Consider the following 21,133-nt stretch of genomic DNA (forward strand, 5'->3'; position numbering starts at 1 on the left):
GGCATCATGACCGGCCCAGCACGGGTCGCCCAATCGCGTCGGCCGCTCACGGTTTTTGTCATCGAACCGTCATCCAACCGTCCGGGGACCTCCACGGTCGCCGCCGAGAGTGGGAAGCGCCCTGGCCCTCTCACGGAAGCGACCCGATGACCAGCACCCTGCCGTCCTCCCCGCCGGACCCCACCGTGCCGCACGTGCGGGTGGAGATCACCGACGAGCTGGACCTCGCCGGGTTGCCCGAGGTCGCGCACGTTCTCGACCAGATCCTCGCGCTGGGGCCCCGGGAGGTGACGATCGACCTCGCCGAGTGTCGCCACGTGGACGCCGCCGCCATCGCCCTGCTGCTGGACGTGCACCGTCGGCTGAGCCGGCGTGACGGGGCTCTCGTGCTCAGCAACCCCCATCCCCGGATCCGGCGCATCCTGGCCACCGCCGGGGTCGGCGCGACCGTACCCATCGTCGACTCGCCCCGCCCGGCCGCGCGCGGCCGGGCCCGGGTCACGTCCGACCGGCGCTGAGGAGGCGTGGTGACCATCGGCACGCTCGTCGGGGCGCTCGTCGTCGGGCTCGCGGTCGGCGGGGTGGGCCGCCTGGTGATCCCGGGGCGCACGGCCGCGCCGGTCTGGCTGACCCTCGCGCTCGGGGTGGCCGCCGCCCTGCTCGGCGCGATCGTGACCGGGCTGGTCGACCACCGGCCGGCGCGCTCACCGCTGCTGCCGCTGCTGGTGCAGTCGGGCTTCGCCGCGGTGGCGGTCATCCTGGCGGTGCTCGCCGCCGGGCGGTCGACGGCGGGACCTCGGACGCCCCGCGACCGGGGCGCCCGGCGGAAGGAGGAGGTGTGACGGTCGTACCGGCGGAACACCTGATGATGCTCATCTGCGACGGCTGCGGCGATACCGTCACCGGCCCCGGCACCACGCTGCCGGACGCCGAGGTGGTGTGGACACTGGTGTTCGAGCACGACTGGGTCGGCTCGCCGTTCGCCTCCGGGCCGCACCACTGCCCCCGGTGCAGCGTCCGCGCGGCGGTCGCCGACGACGGCCTGGGCATGGACGACCTGGAGCAGGTCGGGGGCCCGCGGGCCGCGCCCGAGGAGGCCTCCGCCGAGGGGGTACGACGGGCGCTGGCCGACCGGTTTGTCCGGGGTGACCGGGTGCTGGTCGACCTCGCCGACCTGGAGGTGATCGACTCCGCCGGCCTCGGCCTGCTGGTCCGCGCGCACCAGGAGGCACGGCGCGACGGCCGGCAGCTCTGCCTGGTGGCGCCGTCGCGGTTCGTGCTCACGGTGCTGCACACCATGCGGCTCGACGGCGTCTTCGGCGTCGTCGACGACCGCGCCCCGACGTCGGGCGCCGCGCCCGGCGGGCGGTCATGATCGAAGAAGAAGGAGCCTCCGCAGTGATGATGCCCTGGCCGTACCCCGAGTTCCCGTTCACCGGCGGGCCGGAGCCCGACGACCCGGACGTGCGGCTCTCGTCACTGGTCGCCCAGCGGCTGAGCGCCGACTGGACCACCCGGCGGCAGCAGATCACGGTGACCGTGCAGAACCGGGTGGTGATCCTGGCCGGGCTGGTCGCCGACCCGGAGACCCGGCGGGTCGCCGCCGAGCTGGCCTGGGACGTGCCGGGCGTGTTCGACGTGTGCAACGCGCTGCGGCTCTACGGCGGTCGCCGCTCCCGGCGCTGACCTCGCCGACGGCGGTTGCACGCATCGGCGTCCACCTCTACCCTCTGCGTGGGAGCGCTCCCCAGGGCGCCACGTCGGGCTTTCCGGGCAGGTTCACGACGGGCACCGTCCGAACACCCCCCACCAGATGGGACCTTCCCGCATGTTCTCGATCCCCCGTCCGTCCCGGCGGCACCTGCTCGTCGGCGGCGCGGTCGGCGCTCTCGCCCTGGCGGCGACCGCCGTCCTGCCGGCCACGAACGCGATGGCGGCGACCGGCTGCGCCGTCACCTACACCACCAACTCCTGGCAGGGCGGCTTCACCGCCAACCTGACGATCAAGAACCTCGGCGATCCGATGAGCAACTGGACGCTGGGCTTCACCTTCCCCGACGGCGGCCAGCGCGTGGTGCAGGGCTGGTCGGCCACCTGGCAGCAGAGCGGATCCGCGGTGACCGGCCGCAGCCTGGACTACAACGGGTCGCTCGGCACCGGCGCCAGCACCACCGTCGGCTTTAACGGGTCGTGGACCGGGTCGAACCCGAACCCCACCTCGTTCACGCTCAACGGCACGGTCTGCACCGGCGGCACCGGCACCCCGCCGCCGAGCACGCCCCCGCCGACCACTCCCCGCCCACCACCCCACCCCCGACGACCCCGCCGCCGACCGGCACCACGCCGGTGGCGATCAACGGGCAGCTACGGGTCTGCGGGGTCAACCTCTGCAACCAGTACGGCCGCCCGATCCAGCTCCGCGGCATGAGCACCCACGGGTTGCAGTGGTTCGCCAACTGCTACACCGACACCTCGCTCACCGCGCTGGCCGACGACTGGCGGGCCGACCTGCTGCGCATCTCGATGTACGTGCAGGAGAAGGGCTACGAGACCAACCCGACGGCCTTCACCAACCAGGTGAACACGCTCGTCGACAAGGCCGAGGCCCGGGGCATGTACGCGCTGATCGACTTCCACACGCTGACCCCCGGCGACCCGATGTACAACCTGGAGCGGGCCAAGACGTTCTTCGCCAACGTGGCGTCGCGCAACGCCGCCAAGAAGAACGTCATCTACGAGATCACCAACGAGCCCAACGGGGTGAGCTGGTCGACCATCCGCTCCTACGCCGAGCAGGTCATCCCGGTGATCCGGGCGGCCGACCCGGACGCGGTGGTCATCGTCGGCACCCGGGGCTGGTCGTCGCTGGGCGTCTCCGAGGGCGGCAACTCCGACGAGATCGTCAACAACCCGGTCCGGGCGGACAACATCATGTACACGTTCCACTTCTACGCCGCGTCGCACAAGGACAACTACCGCAACGAGGTGCAGCGGGCCGCCTCCCGGCTGCCGCTGTTCGTCACCGAGTTCGGCACGGTGACCTACACCGGTGACGGCGCGGTCGACGTGGCCAGCAGCAACGCCTGGCTCGACCTGCTCGACCGGCTGAAGATCAGCTACGCCAACTGGACGTTCTCCGACGCCGCCGAGGGCAGCGCGGCGCTGCGTCCGGGCACCTGCGCGGCGGGCACCTTCACCGGCCCGTCGGTGCTCACCGAGTCCGGCGCGTACATGCGGGACCGGATCCGCACCCCCGACACCTTCCCCACCTCCTGACCGGGCGGCCGGCGGCGACCCTCCCCCCTTCGGGTCGCCGCCGGCCCGCCCCCGCTCAGGGCGCGATCAGGCCGGAGCGTCGCCACAGCGCGCGGCCCGGGCCGGCGATCAGCCCGAGGCCGTCCAGGTGTTCGGCGATCCGCTGGGCGGACCAGCGCAGGGTGGCCCGCCAGTGCGGGTTGCTCCGGGCCGCGGCCAGGCCGACCGCCGGGTCGACGCCGACCGCCGCGTACGCCCGGGGGTTGACCAGCCGCCGGCTGATCGAGTGCGCGGCCCGGCCGATCACCAGGCGCGCGTAGGCGAGCGCGACCGGCCCGGCGGCCTCGACCTGGCGGGCCAGCTCGTCGCGGGCGAAGCGGACGTGTCGGGCCTCCTCCACCACGTGGATCCGGGACACCATGCGGATCAGCGGCTGCACCGACTCGTCGGCCATCGCCTCGCGCTGGAACGAGTCGAGGATCTCCTCGGCGATGAGGATGGACGCGTACATCTGCGGGCCGGTGGCGGTGGCCTTGAGCCAGCGCCCGAGCAGGTGGTCGACCGGGTCGGCGCGGTAGACCGGGCAGCCCATCGCCTCGATCAGCCGACCGAACATGATGGAGTGCCGGCACTCGTCGGCGACCTCGGTGAGCGCGTACTGGGCGTGCCGGCTGGTCGGGTCCGCGTCGTAGTAGTGCCGGATCAGCATCTGCATGAGGATCGTCTCGAACCACAGCCCGGCGCTGGCCGCGCCGGCCACCTCGTGCTTGGTCAGCTCGATCCGCTGGTCCTCGGTCATCTCCGCCCAGAGCGAGGTGCCGTAGAGGCTGCTGCGTCGGGCCGGCATCCAGTAGGCGCCCGGCACCGGGGGCGCCGACCAGTCGAGGTCCACAAGCGGTTCGTAGCTGGTCCGCACCGAGGCGGCGAGGAGGCGGTCGGCGACCGCCTCGCGGGGGAACCCGGCCGGCGTCCGCTCCATGACCCCTCCAGTTGACGTAACTTCCGGTAACTGTTACGAGTGGTAGCATGCGACGCACCTCCACCGATGTCAATGCCTCCGACGGCACGCCGGACCCACCGCGCACCGGCCGGCGCGACCGCTGGGCCGGCCACCGCGAGCAGCGCCGGCAGGAGCTGATCGGCGCCGCCGTGCAGGCGCTGCTGCGACACGGCCCGGCCGTCGACATGGACCAGGTCGCGGCCACGGCCGGGGTGAGCAAGCCGGTGCTCTACCGCTACTTCGCCGACAAGGCGCAGCTCTGGCTGGCGGTCAGCGAGGTGGTCGCGGCCCGCGTGGTGGACGCCATCGCGCCCGCCGTGGCGCAGGTCCGCGAGGAACGGGCACTGGTCGAGGCGACCATCGACGCGTACCTGAGCGTGATCGAGTCCGAGCCGTCGCTCTACCGCTTCCTCGTGCACGAGGCCGGCCACCCCGGCATCCAGCAGGTGGTCACCGGCACCAGCCGGCAGGTCGCCACCGGGCTGGCCCGGGTGATCGGCGACCGGCTGCGGGCGCTCGGCCTCGACGCCGGCCCGGCCGAGCCGTGGGCGTACGGGCTGGTGGGTTTCGTGCAGGCGGTCGGCGACTGGTGGACCACGCACGGGCAGCCGATCCGCCGGGAGGCGCTCACCGACTACCTGACCACGCTGCTGTGGAGCGGCATCGAGGGGGTCCGGCGCGGCGCCGACCTGCCGCCGGAGCTGACCCGGGCGCACGAACGGATCGAGCCGTGAGCTGGCAGGGCCCGGCCGAGGTGGCCGGCACGCCGGTGCGGCTGCACGCCGCCGGCCGGTGGGAGCCGGTCGACGGCCGCTACCACTGGGCCGGGCGGATCGAGCCGGAGCCCCGGGTGGCGCGGCTGCTGCGTGCCGGCCGGCGCGACGTCGAGATCCGGGTCGGCGAGCGGGTCGCCCGCGCCCGGCTCACCGAGGTCGACCCGTGGGGCGGCGTACGGATCACCGGCGTCGGCCCCCCGCCCTGGGTGTAAGGCGGGGGCCCTTTTTAACAGACGTCTGTTAAAAGGCCCCCGCCTTACTCTTGGATCATGACCGCCACTGTGCTGCTCGTGTTCGGGCGGGGGGTGGTGGGTGACGACGGGGGCTACCGGCTCACCGCCGAGAGCGTCGCCCGCACCCACGCCGCCGTCGCGTACGTCCACGCGCACGAGGCCGGGTTCCGGGCCGCGACCGACGCGCGCGTGGTGTTCACCGGCGGCTGGCCGCACGGGCCGGCCGGCGCGCCGGACCCGCCCGCGGAATACCGCGAGGGCGAACTGATGCGCGCCCTCGCCCGCGAGGCCGGCCTCGACGCGTACGCCCGGCTGGACGCCGAGACCCGCTCCCGCACCACGTTGCAGAACCTCGCGCTCACCGTCCAGGACGGACTGCTCGGCGCGGCCCGGTTCACCCCCGCACACCCGCTCGGCCTGGTCTCCCATCCGTGGCACCTGCCCCGGATCCGGCTGCTCGCCGGCCGCGTCCTCGGGCTACGCGGCGCGGCCCTGCTGGACGTGCCGGTGACCGGCCCGGACCCGGTGCCGGCCCGGCGGGAGCGGGCGGCGCGGGTCGCCTGCCGGCTCGGCTATCTCGGTCTGCGTACCCCGGAGGCGCTGTTGCGGCGCGAGCGCGGGCTGACCCGCGCCGCGCACCGGGTGGAACGGCTCCTCGGCGGTCGTTGACCACGGTGGATTCGCGGACCGGCGCCGGGGGTACGACGGTGCGCGATCGACCCGGCGGACCGTGCCGGCGGGCGAGCGAACTCCGGGAGGTTCCGTGATCGTGCTGGTGCCGGTGTACCGGCCGGGTGACAAGCTGCCGCCGCTCGTCACCGACCTCGTCGCCGCGCTGCCCGGCGCGTCCGTGCTGGTCGTGGACGACGGCAGCGGCCCGTCCGCCGCCGCGGTGCTGGACGCGGCCCGCGCCCGGGGCGCCACCGTGCTGCGCCGGCGGATCAACCGGGGCAAGGGCGTGGTGCTGCGCACCGGTTTCCGGTACGCGACGACGCATCGCCCCGGCGACGGCGTGGTGTGTGTGGACGCCGACGGCCAGCACGAGGTGTCCGACGTGGTCCGGGTGGCCGAGCGGATGCGCGACAGCGGCGCGCAGGCGCTGGGCGTGCGCCGCTTCGACGGGGAGGTGCCGGCGCGCAGCCGGTTCGGCAACGCGGCGACCCGGGCGGCGTTCCGGCTGGCCACCGGCCGCGACGTGCGCGACACCCAGACCGGCCTGCGCGCCTACCCGGCCGGGCTGCTGCGCTGGCTCGCCACCATCCCCGGCGACCGGTTCGAGTACGAGATGAACGTGCTGCTGGAGTCGGCCCGGGCCGGGTTGCCGATCGAGCAGGTCGACATCGCCACCCGCTACCACGCCGGTAACGCGGGGTCGCACTTTTCGGCGCTGGCCGACTCGGTGCGGATCTACCGGCCGCTGGTCGGCTACGCCGCCGCCCGGGTGCTCACCCCCGGGCGGCGGCGGGCCGGGTCAGGGATAGCTGACCACGTTGACCGGAACGGTGGCGGTGCCCTGCGCGGTGGCGCCGGTGTCGTTGATGACGTGGGTGATCGACCCGTTGCCGCCCAGTGAGACGGTGAGCAGGTCGTGGAACCGCACGCCGGACCGCGTCGGCGCCTCGAAGGCGTGGTAGGCGGCGATGGTCGGGTCCACGTTGAAGTAGCAGTAGCTGCCCATCCCCCAGCCCTCGAACGAGGTGACGCTGTCGGCGACCTTGAACGCCGCGTACCCGACCCGTGAGCCGTTCGTCCAGGCGGCCGCGTTGGGCGGGTCGTACGGCAGTTCGTTCTGGAAGAAGATGGTCCGCCCGTTCTCGCCGTTCCAGATCACCTCGTGTTTCTGGTAGTGCTCGACGAAGAGCCCGAGCGCGGTGACGTTGTCGCCGTTGACGATCAGGCCGGTTTCGGCGGTGTTCACGGTCCAGCCGATGCCGGTGCCGTGGTCGCCGCGCCAGGCCCAGATGTGGTCGATCAGCGCGTCGTCGGAGTTGACCACCAGGCTGGTGGTGGCCTTGCCGGCGTGCGCGCCGCCGATGCGGAAGAACACGTCCTGGATCGAGGTGGGGTCGGCGGTGTGGCGCGCCGCCGAGCCGGCCGGACCGACCTGGAGCAGCACCGGCGAGTTCACCGCGCCGGCGTCGAACAGCAGGCCGGCCAGGCGTACGCCGTCGACGTCGGCGACCGTCATCGGCACCACGCCGTTCTGCGGCACCAGCGTCGGGTAGCCGATGCCGAGCACCACCGTGCCGGCCCGGTTGACCGCGATGGTCTGGTCGACGGTGTAGACGCCGGGGGTGAACAGCAGGTTCAGCCCCTGGGCCAGGGCGGCGTTGATGGTGGCGGCCGAGTCGCCGGGCTTGGCGACGTAGAACTGGCTCAGCGGGATCGAGGTGCCCGCGGTGGCGCCGCCCAGCCAGGACGCCCCGCTGGCGTTGGTCCGGGTGGACGGGACGAACACCTGGTAGGCGCCGGCTCCGTCGAGGTACAGGTAGGGCACGTCCCGGCTGACCGGGGTCTGCGCCAGCGTGGTGTACGGCGGGTTCGGGAAGCTGGTGGCGGGCGCGCCGACCACACCGGAGTTGGTCATGTTCCAGACCGCGTTGAGGTAGCCGCCGACGTTGCTGTCCCGGGTGTACCACTGCTGCTGCGAGTACGGCTGGACGACGCCGGTCACCCGGCTGTCGGCGATGTAGCCGCCGCTGGCCCAGCCGTAGCCGTTCGGCGCCAGGTTGAGGTCGCCCTGGATGTCCATCCGGCGGAACGGCGCGGCCTGCGAGACCGCCCAGCGGGTGAACCCGGCGGACGGGTAGACCCGCATGTTCGACGCGGAGCGCCAGAAGTTCTGGGTGGCGTTGCCGTTGAACCAGCCGGCGTCCACCGTGACGTCGCCGTGGATCCGCACGTCGCCGGGGTTCCGGCCGAGCCCCATGATCGAGGTGTAGAAGCCGATCTGCGCGTTGATGCCGGAGTAGTCGCCCGGCTTGAACATCAGCGCGTACCGCTGGGTGCCGAACTGGTTGGACTCCTGGGTGCGGAAGACGGTGTCGAGCTGGCCCTGGATGGTGGCGGCGGACATCGACGGGTCGAAGGTGAGCACGTTGGGCCCGAGCGATCCACCGCCCGGGATCGTGCCGCCGCCGGTGGTGTTCACCGCGACCTCCCAGAGCGAGTAGCCGTAGCCGGTGGCCCGCGCGGTGCCGTACACCCGCAGGTAGCGACCGGACCCGCTGACGGTCACCGTGTCGGTGCCGCCGTCGCCGGTGGTGGTGGCGTACCCGGTGGTCCAGGTGGCGCCGTCGGTGGAGGTCTGGATCTGGTACGCCCGCGCGTAGGCGGCCTCCCAGCTCAGCACCACCCGGCAGACGGTGCGGACGCTGCCCAGGTCGATCCGGAGCCACTGCGGGTCGGCGGCGGCGCTGGCCCATCGGGTGCCCGGGTCGCCGTCGACCGCGGCGGAGGCGGGGGTGCCGGCGTTCTCGGTGGACGAGGCGGTGGCCGGCCGGCCCTGCGCCGCGTTGGTCGCGGTGTCGCAGCCGCTGCCGCCGCCGGTCGTGCCGTAGACCTGGAACTCCCAGAGCGAGTAGCCGTAGGCGGTGGCCCGGGCGGTGCCGTTCACCCGGACGTAGCGGCCGGTGCCGCTGACCGTCAGGTCGTCGGTGCCGCCGTCGCCGCTGGTGGTGCTGAACACGGTGGTCCAGGTGGCGCCGTCGGTCGAGGTCTGCACCTGGTACGCCCGCGCGTACGCGCCCTCCCAGGCGAGGCTGACCCGGGAGACGGTGGCGGTGGCGCCGAGGTCGACCTGGATCCACTGGGGATCGGCGAACGCGCTCGACCAACGGGTGCCGGCGTTGCCGTCGGTGGCGTTGGACGCCGGGGTGCCGGCGTTCTCGGTGGAGGAGGCGGTGGTGGGGCGGCCCTGGGACAGCAGCGGGTCGGCGGCCCGGGCGGGTCCGGGCGGCGCGACCAACGCCACGGCGGCGAGCAGGGCGGTCAGCGCGGCGAGCAGCGGTCGGCGTCGTCGGGACGGGAGAGGTGACATGGGCATCTCCGGGACGGGTGGAGTGCGGGTCGGGGGTGTGAAGCGTCTGGACCATCCCCGTACGCAGTGGCGCATGTCAATTCCCGGAAGCCCGTGGAGGGGCTTTTTTCGCGCCTTGTGAAAAGTCCGGAACTAAGCAACCCCCGGGCGCTGCGCCCTCCGCGGTCAGTCCGGCAGCACCGCCGCCGCCACCCGGCGTATCCGGTCCGGGTGGGTGAGCACGTCGACGTTGTCCACGTACTGGTCCACCGCGCCGACCGCCGCCCGGTCACGCAGCTCCGGGTCGCTGATCGCCGCGCGCAGCGCCGCCACGAACCGCCCGGCGTCGAGCACCAGGAACGGCCGGTGGTGGAACGGTCGCGCCGTCGGATCCACCGGCGCGGCCAGCCCGGCGTCGTTCGTCCAGCCGGCGACCGTCTCCAACGCCCGCACCAGGCCGGCCTGCCGGGCCGCCCAGTCACCGCCGCCGAGCGCCACGGCCAGCGCGTCCACCACCGGCCCGGCCGCCGGCAGGCCGGCGAAGACCGAACCCAACCACTTCGGGTACGGCGGCCAGCGGCGGTGCAGCAGCAGGCCGAGGCGCATCAGGTCACCGGCCAGCCCGGCGGTGACCACCCGGCTGCCCACCTCGTCGCCGACCTCGGCGCAGCGACCGGCCAGGTGCTCGGCCTGCGACACCCGCTGCCAGCACGCCGCCAGCACGTGCCGCCACACGTCGTCCGGGTACCACGCCAGCCGGGCCCGCACGTCGGCGAGCGCGCCGTCCAGCCCGTCGTGGAACACCGCCCCGCCGGTCAACTCCGCCAGCCGCTGCGTCGGGGTGGCCAGCCAGTCCGCCGTCGACAGGCCGGCGCGCGGGTCGACGCCCAGCCGGTCCCGCAGCCACGACCCCAGCTCGTCGACGCGTACCCCGTGCCGGTCACCGTCCGCCGCGACCACGCCGAAGCGGACCGCCGGGCCACCGGCGAACCGGGCCGGCCAGCCGAGGAACTCCGCCGGCAGCTCCGCGTCGAGCACGGCCCGCACCACCGGGGCCCCCGCCGCGTCCGCCACGAAGACCTGGGTACGCGGCCCCCAGTCGTGGTCGGTGGAACGCGGCGTGTCCAGACCGAACAGCTCGGAGCCACCGTCGAGCAGCCCGGCGGAGTACGCCACGCCGGGCAGCCGGCGGGCCAACAGCGGGGCCACCACCTCGTCGTGGAACCGGCGGGCCAGCACCAGGCCGGGTACGAACGTCACCCCGCCAGTGTGCCCACCCGCCGTCCCCCATCTCGTCCCAGGGGTGTGCCAGGCTGGTCCGCGTGGCACACCGACCCCCGATCCTGCTGATCGACTCCCCCAGCCTCTACTTCCGCGCCTACTTCGGCATCCCGGAGTCGGCCGCCAAGACCGACGACGGTCAGCCGGTCAACGCGGTGCGCGGCTTCCTCGACATGCTCGCCCAGTTGGTGCGCACCCGGCGGCCGGACCGGATGATCTGCGCGATGGACCACGACTGGCGGCCGGCCTGGCGGGTGGAGCTGCTGCCGTCGTACAAGGCGCACCGGGTCGCGCCGGAGGGCGGCGAGGTCGTGCCGGACACGCTGTCCCCGCAGGTGCCGATAATCCTGGAGGTCCTCGACGCGCTCGGCATCCCGGCGGTCGGCGCCACCGGCTACGAGGCCGATGACGTGCTGGGCACGCTCTCGGTCACCCAGCCCGGCCCGGTCGAGGTGGTCTCCGGCGACCGCGACCTGTTCCAGCTCGTCGACGACGCCCACCCGACCCGCCTGCTCTACGTCGGCCGGGGCGTGGCCAAGCTGGACGACTGCGACGACGCCGCGGTCCGCGCCCGCTACGGCGTGCCCGCCGACCGGTACGCCGACTTCGCCGCGCTGCGCGGCGACCCGAGCGACGGCCTGCCCGGGGTGCCCGGGGTGGGCGAGAAGACCGCCGCCCGGCTGATCGACCGCTACGGCGGGCTCGACGGCATCCTGGCCGCGCTGGACGACCCCGGCTCGGGCTTCGCGCCGGGGCTGCGTGGCAAGCTCGACGGCGCGCGCGACTACCTGGCGGTGGCGCCGAAGGTGGTCCGGGTCGCCACCGACGTGCCGCTGCCCGACCTGGACGCGACGCTGCCGACGGCCCCCGCCGACCCGGACCGCCTGCTGGAGCTGGCCCAGCGCTGGAACCTGGCCGGCTCCTGCCGCCGCCTGGTGGACGCCCTGGCCACGCCGCACCCCTGACCTCTCAGCGCGACCGGCGGTAGGCGTCACGTGCGGCGTCGACCGGGGCGTCTGCCAGGCACGGAGAAAAGTCCACGATCTTGGCGTCGCGGTCGGTGCCACGACCATTTTGTGACGCAGATCACTCGCCTCGCCCATGCTCAGCCTTCGCGAGCCGGGGTGCCCTGCCTCCCCAGTGGCCACTCACCCACCCTGAGACTCCCGGGGGCCGCCCGGGCGAGCACACACGTACTCTCCCCAAGCACACGGCCTCGCCGGAGGCAGCGGCGGCCTGTGGCCATGATCCACGGTGGATCCGAGGGGATCGCCGGAGGCCTGGGCCGTGGCTACGGTGGCTCGCATGCCAACTCTGATATCGCCCACCACCAGGCTGTATGTCGCCTTCCAGGACTGCCGCGAAGACTGGGGACCCGGTCTGCACGAGGACGGCTTCGGCATCGACCCCGAAGACGACCTGGACTCGCCCGACGGCTTCGCGGACTGGGTGCGGCGACGTGTCCGGCTCGACCACGGGGCCGGGGCGCCATGCCCCGACGAGCGGCACGCCTCCTGCCGCTGGATCGTCGAGGACGGGCAGGTGCTCGGGGGTATCGCGATGCGGCACTGGCAGGACGACGACCTGGGCCAGATCGGCTACGGCGTACGCCCCTCCGCGCGCCGCCGCGGCCTGGCGAGCTGGGCCCTGGGCGAGATGCTCCGCGAGGCCCGCACCGTGCTGGGTCTGCACCGGGTGCTCATTCCCTGCCTGGAGGACAACCTCGCCTCGGCGCGCACCATCGAGAGCCAGGGCGGCGTGTTCCAGGGAATCCTCGACACCGGGCAGGTCCGGGTCCGCCGCTACTGGATCACGCTCAGCCGCCGACCTGCCCACCAACCGGAATGAACGACCACGGCAAGATCCGCCGCCGCACCCGTCCCGCCCCTCCCGCCCCGACGCGGCTCCTCACGTCCCGGTTCGCCGATCTTGGACTTGTGGTCGTCGACAAAACGCGCATGACGGACATCCGAGGCGCCACAAGTCCAAGATCGGCGAGTGGAAGCGGGGGCGGAGGCGCTGGAGCGGGGCGGGTCAGCGCCGGGGGTCGGTGCTGCGGCGGGACGGGAACTGGGCGCCGGGCTGCGCCAGCGTCGAACGGGCGCGCAGGCCCACCGGGTCCGGCGCGGACTGCTCCGGCGCGGAGCGGGCCCGCAGGCCCACCGGGTCCGGCGCCGGCCCGGCCTCGGCCGGCGGGGTCGCGCCGTCGAGCCGGGCGGACACGTACGCGGCCCCGGCCCGGTCGTCGTCGGAGGGCGCGGCGAGCAGCGCGTAGACCAGCCCGACCACGCCGAAGACCACGGCCAGCACGATCGGCACCAGCAGTCCGCTGACCTCGGTGCCGCTGGTTCCGCCGCGGGTCTCGTGCAGGTGCACCGACAGCGCGCTCATGCCGGTGAAGTGCATGCCGTTCACGGCGACGCCCATGACCAGCGCGGAGGCGATGATGGCCAGCCCGCGCCGGACGGTCATCGCCAGCCAGAGCGCCACCGTGGCGGCCACCAGCGCGATGACGACGGAGAGCGCGACCCGCAGCGGGTCGTAGCCGAGCGAGCCGTCCAGCCGCATCGCCGCCATGCCGGTGTAGTGCATGGCGGCCACCCCGGCGCCGGTGAAGAAGCCGCCGGCGAGCAGCCGGGTCGCGCCGAGCCGGCCGGTGCCCACGATGGCCAGGCCGATGCCGACGGCACCGACCGCGATCGCGGTGCTGGCCGCGGTCAGCGGCACGTCGTAGCGGATGCGGGTGCCGCTGACGGCGAAGCCGAGCATGGCCATGAAGTGCATCGCCCAGATGGCGGTGCCGCCCAGCGCCCAGGCCGCGAGCAGACCCCACCAGGCGCGCTGGCCGGCCCCGGTGGCGGTCCGGATCCGGCCGGCGCAGACCAGGCCGAGCGCCGAGCCCAGCACGGACAGCGCGTAGCTGAGCGCGGGTGTGATCCACCCGTACTCAAAGTGATTGATCTCGCCCACGGTGACCTTCCCCCGATCCGCTACCGGCGCGTGAACGCCGCGCCTGGGCAATGATCCGGCAGGGCCTGACCAGGCACGACACCGCCCCCCGGGGGTTTCGGGGGGTGGTGTCGTGATGACGCAGCGATGCGTCGATTTCCGGCCGAGGTGACCGAAAGTGATCGTCAGGCCGAGGCGTGGTAGGCCAGCACGCCCCGGTTCACGGCCGAGATCGCCTGCCGCGCGGTGGCCCGCAGCTCGGTCGAGGCGCCCCCGGAGTCGGCGATCTGGCCGAGCAGGTCGACCACCTGCCGCGCCCACCGGACGAAGTCGCCGGCCGGCATCTCGCCGTCGATCTGGTGCCCACTGGCGAGCACCTTGGCCAGCGCCTCGCCGCGCGCCCAGCGGTAGATCGGCCAGGCGAAGCCGAGATCCGGCTCGCGGGTCACCGTCAGGCCGCGCGCCGCCTCGTCCGCCTCGATGTCGCCCCACAGCTTGAGTGTCTCGTCGACCGCGTCGCCGACCGCGCCGCGCGGCAGCGACGCCCGCTCGTCGAGGTCGCGCCGCGCCTCGAAGACCACCACCGACACGGCGGCGGCCAGTTCGGCCGGGGAGAGCCCGTCCCACACCCGGCGGCGCAGGCACTCGGCGACCAGCAGGTCCGCCTCGGTCCAGATCCGGGCCAGCATCCGGCCCGCGTCGGTGACCTCACCGTCGGGCGCGAGGTAGCCGCGCGCGGTCAGCAGCGCGACGATCCGGTCGAAGGTACGCGCCAGCGAACCGGTCCGCCCACTGACCCGCTGGCGCAGCTCCTCGGTGTCGCGTTCCAGCCGGCGGCTCCGCTCCGCCCAGCGGGCGTGCTCCTCCCGATCCGGGCAGGCGTGGCAGGGGTGCGCGCGCAACTCGACCCGGAGCTGGCTGAGCCGGTGGTCCTCCCCCACCGCCTGGCGGGAACGCCCGCCCCGCCGGCCGCCGTGCCGGTCCAGCCCGGTGCCGCTGACCGCGGCGGCCAGGTCGCGCCGGGCCGCCGGCGACCGGTGGTTGAAGTGCTTCGGCACCCGGATGCGGGTGAGCACCTCGGCCGGGCTGGTGAAGTCGCCCGGGGTGACCCGGCCGGCCCACCGGTCCTGGGTGAGCACCAGCGGGCGGGGCTCGCCGAAGCCGCCGGTGGCCGGGTCGAGCACCACGGCCAGGCCGGCCCGCCGCCCCGACGGCACCCGGATCACGTCACCGACCCGCAGCCGCTCCAGCGACTCCACCGCCGCCGCCTTGCGCTGGGTCTGCCCCTGCCGGGCGATGGCCCGCTCCCGGTCGGCGATCGCCACCCGCAGCGCGAAGTACTCGTCGAAGTCGCCCTGGTGGCAGGCGGCCTCCGCGCCGTACGCCTCGATCGTCTCGGTGTTGCGCTGCACCTGCCGGGCCAGGCCGACCACCGACCGGTCGGCCTGGAACTGCGCGAAGGAGGACTCCAGCAGCGCCCGGGCCGGCTCCGCGCCGACGCTGCCGACGAGGTTGACCGCCATGTTGTAGGACGGCCGGAAGCTGGAGCGCAGCGGATAGGTGCGGGTGGAGGCGAGGCCGGCGACGTGCCGGGGGTCGGTCTCCGGTGACCAGACCACCACCGCGTGGCCCTCGACGTCGATGCCCCGCCGGCCGGCTCGGCCGGTGAGCTGGGTGTATTCGCCCGGGGTGAGGTCGACGTGGGCCTCGCCGTTGAATTTGACCAGCCGCTCCAGCACCACGCAGCGGGCCGGCATGTTGATGCCCAGGGCCAGCGTCTCGGTGGCGAACACCGCCTTGACCAGGCCCCGGACGAACAGCTCCTCGACGACCTCCTTGAACGCCGGGAGCATGCCGGCGTGGTGCGCGGCCAGCCCGCGCTCCAGCCCGTCGAGCCACTCCCAGTAGCCCAGCACGGTCAGGTCCTCGCCGGGGATCGCGGTGATCCTCGACTCGACCACCGCCCGGATCTCGGCGCGCTCCTCGGGTGAGGTCAGGCGCAGCCCGGCGGCGAGGCACTGCTGGACGGCGGCCTGGCAGCCGGCCCGGCTGAAGATGAACAGGATCGCCGGGAGCAGCCCCTCCCGGTCGAGCCGGTCGACGATGTCCGGGCGCATCGGGCCCCGCCAGCGGGGGCCGCGACGCCCGCCGCCGGGGCCGGCGCTGCGCCCCTCGCCCAACTCCAGCCGGCGCACCGTGTCCCGGGTGTAGCGCAGCAGCTCGGGGTGCACGTCGTGCTTGCGGGCCGCGTCGGCGTCGTGGAACAGGTCGAACATCCGCTTGCCGACCAGCATGTGCTGCCAGAGCGGCACCGGCCGGTGCTCGGAGACCACCACCGTGGTCTCGCCGCGCACGGTGACCAGCCAGTCGGCGAACTCCTCGGCGTTGGAGACGGTGGCCGACAGCGAGACCAGGGTGACCGACTCCGGCAGGTGGATGATCACCTCTTCCCAGACCCCGCCGCGGAACCGGTCGGCCAGGTAGTGGACCTCGTCCATCACCACGTAGGCCAGGCCCTCCAGGGTGGCCGAGCCGGCGTAGAGCATGTTGCGCAGCACCTCGGTGGTCATCACCACCACGGGCGCGTCGCCGTTGATGGCGTTGTCGCCGGTGAGCAGGCCGACCTGCTCCGCGCCGTGGCGGTCGACCAGGTCGTGGTACTTCTGGTTGGACAGCGCCTTGATCGGCGTGGTGTAGAAGCACTTGCGCCGCACGGCCGGCCCGTCGCCGCCGGGCGCCTCGCGCAGCGCCAGGTGCACCGCGAACTCGCCCACCACGGTCTTGCCGGCGCCGGTGGGCGCGCAGACCAGCACCCCGCTGCCCCGTTCCAGGGCCTCGCACGCCTCGCGCTGGAAGTCGTCGAGGTCGAACCCGAGATCGCGGGAGAATTCGTCCAGGGCCGGGAAGGCGGAGGCCTGCGCGGCCCGGCGGCGCGCCGCGGCGTACCGCTCGGCGGGGCTCGACATGCATCCAAGATTAATCGGTACCGCCGACGACCACCGGTCAAGGCCATCCGGCAGGGCGGTCGGAGCGGTCGGTAGGGTGCACGACGTGCCGGACCGTACCGAACTGCCCCACGCCTCGAGCGGCGCCGACGACGCCGTCCGCCCGAGCCCGTCCCGCCGGCCCGTGGAGGCGGTGCTCTTCGACTTCCACGGCACCCTCGCTCAGGTGGAGGAGCCGCTGGCCTGGGTGCTCGCCGCCGCGTCCGCCTGCGGGGTGGAGCTGGACCGGATCCGGGCCACCTCGCTCGCCGACCGCCTGCTCACCGCCGGCCGGGCGGGTGGGCCGCTGCCGGCGCGGGTCCCGCCCCGGCTGGCCGAGCTGTGGGCCGACCGCGACCTCTACCCGCACGCCCACCGGGGCGCCTACACCGGGCTGGCCGAGACCGTCGACACCGGCATCGACGGGTTCGCCGACGCGCTCTACGAGCGGGTGCTGGTGCCCGAGGGCTGGTTGCCCTACCCGGACACCGCCCCGGTGCTCGGCGCGCTGCGCGCCGGCGGGGTGAAGGTGGCGGTGGTCAGCAACATCGGCTTCGACCTGCGCCCGCTCTTCGCCGCCTGGGGTCTCGACGCGCTGGTCGACGCGTACGCGCTGTCGTACGAGGTGGGGCGGTGCAAGCCGGACCCGGGCATCTTCCTGCGGGCCTGCGGGATGCTCGGCGTCGACCCGGAGCACACGCTGATGGTGGGCGACACCCCGGCCGACGCCGGCGCGGTGGCGGCCGGCTGCGGGGTGCTGGTGCTGCCCGCCGCCGACGCCGGCCGGCCGAACGGGCTGGGCGCGGTGCTCGACCTGGCCGGCGTCGGCTGAGCGGGCGCCCCGGCTAGGGTCAGGGGCGTGACCGTCGACCGCCCCTTTCCGCCGCGCGCGCCGGGCCGGCTCGGCGGGGTCGCGCTGGTGCTCGGCGGGGCGCTGTCGGTGCAGTTCGGTTCCGCGCTGGCCGCGCTGCTGTTCCCGCGGACCGGGGTGGCCGGGGCGGTCACGCTGCGGCTGACCCTCGGCGCGCTGCTGATGCTCGTGGTGTGCCGACCCCGGCTGCGCGGGCACGGGCGGGCCGACTGGACGGCCGTGGTCGCCTTCGGGCTGGCCCTGGCCGGCATGAACTCGATCTTCTACCAGGCGATCGAGCGGATCCCGCTCGGCCCGGCCGTCACGCTGGAGGTGCTCGGCCCGCTGGCGCTGTCGGTGGTCGGCGCGCGCCGGGTGGCGGCCTGGTGCTGGGCCGGGCTGGCGCTGGCCGGGGTGGCCCTGCTCGGGCAGGGCGGGTTCGACCGGCTCGATCCGCTCGGCGCCGTGCTGGCGCTGGTCGCGGGCGCCATGTGGGCGGCGTACATCGTCTGCTCGGCGCGGGTCGGCGCGCGGTTCCCCCGGGCCGACGGGCTGGCCCTGGCCCTCGCGGTGGCCGCGCTGGTCACCCTGCCGATCGGGCTGGCCGACGCCGGCGGCCGGCTGGCCGACCCGGCGGTGCTGGGGCTCGGGGCCGCGCTGGCGCTGCTCGCCTCGGTGCTGCCCTACAGCCTGGAGCTGGCCGCCCTGCGACGGCTGCCCACCGCGACGTTCGCGGTGCTGATGAGCCTCGGGCCGGCGATCGCCGCGCTGGCCGGCTGGCTGGTGCTCGGCCAGGCGCTGCACCCGGTCGAGGTGCTCGCCGTCGCGCTGGTGGTGGCCGCGAGCGCGGGCGCGGTCCGCGCCGCCGCGCCGCCGCCGGCCCCGTCGCCGGTCAGCGAAGCAGCCGCAGCGCCGCCGGCACGGCGGTGACGGTCACCGGCAGGTCGTACGCGCGCTCGCCGTCGGCGTAGGTGGTGATGCCCTCGGCGGCCAGCTCGACGGTCCGGGCCCGGTAGGCGCGCACCAGCGGGTGCGTCACGTGGGTGCCCCGGTAGATGCGCGGCTTGACCCGCATCAGCGTGCGCCGGTCGAAGCGACCGCCCACCACCACGTCCAGGAGCCCGTCGGTCGGGTCGGCGTCCGGGCAGATCCGCATGCCGCCGCCGTAGCTGGCCGCGTTGCCGACCGCGACCAGCACCGCGTCCACCTCCTGCGGCACCCCGTCGAGGGTGAGCCGGTAGCGGCGCGGCCGCAGCCGGGCCAGCTCCACCAGGATCGCCAGGTCGTACCGGCGCGGGCCGCGCGGCCAGCGCATCCGGTTGGCCCGCTCGTTGACGATCGCGTCGAACCCGGCGGCGAGCACCGCGCCGTACCAGCGGTCGGTGCCGTCCGGGCCGGACATCCGGGCCAGGTCGACCGGGCGGCTGCGCCCGGCGGCCAGCGCCTCGGCGATCACGTCGACGGCCGCGCGGGGGTCGGCCGGGAAGCCGGTCTCCACCGCGAAGTCGTTGCCGGTGCCCGCCGGCACCGGACCGAACGGCACGGCGGTGCCGGCCACCGCCTGCATCGCGCGGTGCACGGTGCCGTCGCCGCCGACCGCGACCAGCGCCCCGGCGCCGCCGGCCACCGCGGCGTGGCACGCCGCCTCCGCCTCCAGCGGGGTACGCGCGCGCAGCAGCTCGACCGGACGGCCGGCGCGACCGAGACGGCTCAGGATCTCCGGCAGCAGGCCGCGGTGGCATCCCCGGCCGGCGGTCGGGTTCGCGAGCACGGCGACGGGGCCGGGCGGGGCATGATCGTGCGCGGTCACGGCGAGCACCGTACGGCACGGGCGGCGCGGCCCACCAGGGGAGACGCCCACACGCCGACGGCGCCCGGCCGGGGAGCCGGGCGCCGTCGGAGGAAGCGGGTCAGGGCAGGTCGATCGGGCGCAGCACCCGGTCCACCGCGTGCGCGATCTGCTTGTTGCCCTTGTTGATGTCGAAGCGGACCACCCGCGCGTCGCGGTCGTTGGTGTCCGCGTCGACCAGGCGCACCTGCCGGCCGTACCAGCAGTGCTTCACGTCCACCTCGACGGTGGCGCCGAGCGCGGTGGACAGCTCCGCGCCGTCGGCCTTCAGGGCCGCCTTGCGGTCGATCGTCGCGCCGGGCACCACGTGGTAGAGCAGCACGTCCTCGACGGTGTCCACGCCGAGACCGGCGACCGCGTCGAACGCCGCTTTCTCGCCCGGAAGCTGCCGCGCGTGGGTGATGTCGCGGACCAGCTCGCGGAACGCGTAGTCGTTCGGCACGAACGCGGTCAGCGCGACCGTGCCGTCGGTGAGCACCTTCACCGGCGAGTCCGGCTTGGCCTGGAGCACCGTCAGGACCGCCTTGGTGAGCACGTCGAAGTCCCGCGCGTTGCGGTCGAAGCCACTCTTGTCGGCGGTGAGCACGGCGGCCAGCGACCGGGTGCCGGGCTGCTTCGCGCCGGCCTGGGCCGGAACGGCGACCGCGGTGGTGGCGACCGCGGCGGCGGTGGCGCCCACGGCCAGCCGGGCGGCGAGACGAGCGATGTTCATCGGGGAGCCTTTCGTCGAGCGAACGGGTCCGTGACTGTCGTCACGACCCATGCTTCGCCCGGACCGTCCCCGGTGGATGCACCGGATTCAGAAGGTGACGCGGACCTTCAGCGCGCTGCGGTCGTCCATCGCCCGGTAGCCGTCCGGCACGCCGTCCAGCGGCACCGACCGGTCGAACACCGGCGACGGGTCGATGGTGCCGGCCAGCACGTCGGCCAGCAGCTCCGGCAGGTACGCGCGGGCCGGCGCGACGCCGCCGGCGAGCGTCACGTTGCGGTTGAACATCTGCCCGACGTCGACACCGGCGCTGCCGCCGTGCGGCACCCCGACGTAGCCGACCGCGCCGCCGTCGCGGGCGATCGAGATCGCGGTACGCATCGACTCCTGCGTGCCGACCGCCTCCAGCACGGCGTGCGCGCCGTGGCCGCCGGTCAGCTCGCGGACCGCCTCGACCGCCTCCTCGCCGCGCTGCGCCACCACGTCGGTGGCCCCGAACCGCCGGGCGATGTCGGTGCGGGCGGTGTGCCGGCCCAGCGCCACGATCCGCTCCGCGCCCAGCCGGCGGGCGGCCAGCACGCCGCACAGCCCGACCGCGCCGTCGCCGACCACGGCCACCGTCGCGCCGGGCCGCACCCGGGCGGCCAGCGCCGCGTGGTGCCCGGTGGCCATCACGTCCGACAGCGCCAGCAGCGCGGTCAGCAGCCGGTCGTCCCCGGCGGCCTCGGCGGGCAGCCGCACCAGCGTGCCGTCGGCGTACGGCACGCGTACCGCCTCGCCCTGCCCGCCGTCGGAGCCCGGCGTGCCCCAGAAGCCGCCGTTCGGGCAGGAGGTGTGCAGGCCCTCGCGGCAGAACTCGCACGTGCCGTCGGACCAGACGAACGGCGCGACCACCAGGTCACCGACGCGCACCGCGGTCACCTCGGCGCCGACCTCCTCGACCACGCCGAGGAACTCGTGCCCGATGCGCTGCCCGGGCCGGCGCTGCGCCACCCCCCGGTAGGCCCACAGGTCGCTGCCGCAGATGCAGGCCAGCACCGTCCGCACCACGGCGTCGCCGGGCTCGCGGACGGCGGCGTCGGGCACCTCCTCGACGCGGACGTCGTTCGGGCCGTGGATGACGGTGGCGCGCATCGGTGCTCCTGGAGTGGCGGCTGGCGGGATGCTCGGCGCGAACACTAGCCCTCGCGCCGGGCCCCACCCGGCCGAACGCCCGCCGCGGGTGGTGC

The 21,133-nt window shown here is 74.6% G+C and carries 20 protein-coding genes and 1 pseudogene; 13 read left to right on the forward strand and 8 right to left on the reverse strand.

Going from position 1 to position 21,133, the window contains the following annotated elements; genetic code table 11:
- The first annotated feature begins 146 nt into the window (after positions 1-146).
- The 5 genes and pseudogenes from H1D33_RS10905 to H1D33_RS10925 all read left to right on the forward strand — a co-directional run bounded on the left by H1D33_RS10905 (position 147) and on the right by H1D33_RS10925 (position 3,276).
- Positions 147-518, forward strand: coding sequence for an STAS domain-containing protein (locus H1D33_RS10905; RefSeq protein ID WP_181568177.1), 372 nt, complete (start codon positions 147-149; stop codon positions 516-518).
- Positions 519-527: 9 nt separating this feature from the next.
- The gene (locus H1D33_RS10910; RefSeq protein ID WP_181568176.1) at positions 528-842 is read left to right on the forward strand and encodes a hypothetical protein; all 315 of its coding nucleotides are present in this window, start codon (positions 528-530) and stop codon (positions 840-842) included.
- Positions 839-1,375 (forward strand): STAS domain-containing protein, encoded by a 537-nt coding sequence (locus H1D33_RS10915; protein ID WP_181568175.1) that lies wholly within the window; start codon positions 839-841, stop codon positions 1,373-1,375. The genes H1D33_RS10910 and H1D33_RS10915 overlap by 4 nt, the downstream gene beginning before the upstream one ends.
- A gap of 23 nt (positions 1,376-1,398) precedes the next feature.
- Entirely contained in the window at positions 1,399-1,686 is a 288-nt protein-coding gene (locus H1D33_RS10920; RefSeq protein WP_414685504.1) for a BON domain-containing protein, read from the forward strand.
- A 142-nt stretch (positions 1,687-1,828) separates the two neighbouring features.
- A pseudogene (locus H1D33_RS10925) lies at positions 1,829-3,276 on the forward strand (cellulase family glycosylhydrolase).
- 55 nt (positions 3,277-3,331) lie between these two features.
- On the opposite strand, the gene H1D33_RS10930 reads toward H1D33_RS10925, so the two are convergent.
- Positions 3,332-4,234: an AurF N-oxygenase family protein gene (locus H1D33_RS10930; protein ID WP_181568174.1), complete on the reverse strand. Its 903-nt coding sequence runs from the start codon at positions 4,232-4,234 to the stop codon at positions 3,332-3,334.
- A 47-nt stretch (positions 4,235-4,281) separates the two neighbouring features.
- On the opposite strand from H1D33_RS10930, the gene H1D33_RS10935 reads away from it, so the two are divergent.
- The 4 genes from H1D33_RS10935 (at position 4,282) to H1D33_RS10950 (ending at position 6,837) form a co-directional block, all read left to right on the forward strand.
- Positions 4,282-4,989: a TetR family transcriptional regulator gene (locus tag H1D33_RS10935; protein WP_181568173.1), complete on the forward strand. Its 708-nt coding sequence runs from the start codon at positions 4,282-4,284 to the stop codon at positions 4,987-4,989.
- Positions 4,986-5,243: a DUF4873 domain-containing protein gene (locus H1D33_RS10940; RefSeq protein WP_181568172.1), complete on the forward strand. Its 258-nt coding sequence runs from the start codon at positions 4,986-4,988 to the stop codon at positions 5,241-5,243. The genes H1D33_RS10935 and H1D33_RS10940 overlap by 4 nt, the downstream gene beginning before the upstream one ends.
- A gap of 57 nt (positions 5,244-5,300) precedes the next feature.
- Positions 5,301-5,933, forward strand: a complete 633-nt coding sequence (locus H1D33_RS10945) for an ElyC/SanA/YdcF family protein (protein WP_181568171.1) — start codon at positions 5,301-5,303, stop codon at positions 5,931-5,933.
- Positions 5,934-6,027: 94 nt separating this feature from the next.
- Entirely contained in the window at positions 6,028-6,837 is an 810-nt protein-coding gene (locus H1D33_RS10950) for a glycosyltransferase family 2 protein (protein ID WP_181568170.1), read from the forward strand.
- Here the strand turns inward: H1D33_RS10950 and H1D33_RS10955 are convergent.
- Both H1D33_RS10955 and H1D33_RS10960 read right to left on the reverse strand, forming a co-directional pair.
- A complete protein-coding gene (locus tag H1D33_RS10955; RefSeq protein ID WP_246411446.1) occupies positions 6,736-9,303 on the reverse strand; it encodes a discoidin domain-containing protein in 2,568 nt (855 codons plus the stop codon). The two genes, H1D33_RS10950 and H1D33_RS10955, sit on opposite strands and share 102 nt — an antisense overlap.
- A gap of 165 nt (positions 9,304-9,468) precedes the next feature.
- Positions 9,469-10,542, reverse strand: a complete 1,074-nt coding sequence (locus tag H1D33_RS10960; RefSeq protein WP_181568168.1) for a DUF4037 domain-containing protein — start codon at positions 10,540-10,542, stop codon at positions 9,469-9,471.
- 62 nt (positions 10,543-10,604) lie between these two features.
- Between H1D33_RS10960 and H1D33_RS10965 the strand changes: the two genes are divergently transcribed.
- Entirely contained in the window at positions 10,605-11,528 is a 924-nt protein-coding gene (locus H1D33_RS10965) for a 5'-3' exonuclease (protein ID WP_181568167.1), read from the forward strand.
- A gap of 340 nt (positions 11,529-11,868) precedes the next feature.
- A complete protein-coding gene (locus H1D33_RS10970; RefSeq protein ID WP_181568166.1) occupies positions 11,869-12,411 on the forward strand; it encodes a GNAT family N-acetyltransferase in 543 nt (180 codons plus the stop codon).
- A 186-nt stretch (positions 12,412-12,597) separates the two neighbouring features.
- Here the strand turns inward: H1D33_RS10970 and H1D33_RS10975 are convergent, their stop codons facing one another.
- Both H1D33_RS10975 and H1D33_RS10980 read right to left on the reverse strand, forming a co-directional pair.
- Positions 12,598-13,533, reverse strand: a complete 936-nt coding sequence (locus H1D33_RS10975) for an MHYT domain-containing protein (RefSeq protein ID WP_181568165.1) — start codon at positions 13,531-13,533, stop codon at positions 12,598-12,600.
- 164 nt (positions 13,534-13,697) lie between these two features.
- Positions 13,698-16,478 (reverse strand): DEAD/DEAH box helicase, encoded by a 2,781-nt coding sequence (locus H1D33_RS10980; protein WP_181568164.1) that lies wholly within the window; start codon positions 16,476-16,478, stop codon positions 13,698-13,700.
- A gap of 85 nt (positions 16,479-16,563) precedes the next feature.
- Between H1D33_RS10980 and H1D33_RS10985 the strand changes: the two genes are divergently transcribed.
- Together H1D33_RS10985 and H1D33_RS10990 are read left to right on the forward strand one after the other, a co-directional pair.
- Positions 16,564-17,328, forward strand: coding sequence for an HAD family hydrolase (locus H1D33_RS10985; protein ID WP_246411444.1), 765 nt, complete (start codon positions 16,564-16,566; stop codon positions 17,326-17,328).
- 27 nt (positions 17,329-17,355) lie between these two features.
- Positions 17,356-18,276 (forward strand): EamA family transporter, encoded by a 921-nt coding sequence (locus H1D33_RS10990; protein ID WP_181568163.1) that lies wholly within the window; start codon positions 17,356-17,358, stop codon positions 18,274-18,276.
- Here H1D33_RS10990 and H1D33_RS10995 read toward each other — a convergent pair.
- The 3 genes from H1D33_RS10995 to H1D33_RS11005 all read right to left on the reverse strand — a co-directional run bounded on the left by H1D33_RS10995 (position 18,239) and on the right by H1D33_RS11005 (position 21,038).
- Positions 18,239-19,165, reverse strand: coding sequence for a diacylglycerol kinase (locus H1D33_RS10995; protein WP_181568162.1), 927 nt, complete (start codon positions 19,163-19,165; stop codon positions 18,239-18,241). The genes H1D33_RS10990 and H1D33_RS10995 overlap by 38 nt on opposite strands.
- A gap of 91 nt (positions 19,166-19,256) precedes the next feature.
- Complete coding sequence (locus tag H1D33_RS11000; protein WP_181568161.1) at positions 19,257-19,907, reverse strand: fasciclin domain-containing protein; 651 nt, start codon at positions 19,905-19,907, stop codon at positions 19,257-19,259.
- A gap of 87 nt (positions 19,908-19,994) precedes the next feature.
- The gene (locus H1D33_RS11005) at positions 19,995-21,038 is read right to left on the reverse strand and encodes a zinc-dependent alcohol dehydrogenase family protein (protein WP_181568160.1); all 1,044 of its coding nucleotides are present in this window, start codon (positions 21,036-21,038) and stop codon (positions 19,995-19,997) included.
- Positions 21,039-21,133: the final 95 nt, after the last annotated feature.

The organism is Micromonospora ferruginea (assembly GCF_013694245.2).
In the GTDB taxonomy this organism is placed as follows: domain Bacteria; phylum Actinomycetota; class Actinomycetes; order Mycobacteriales; family Micromonosporaceae; genus Micromonospora; species Micromonospora robiginosa.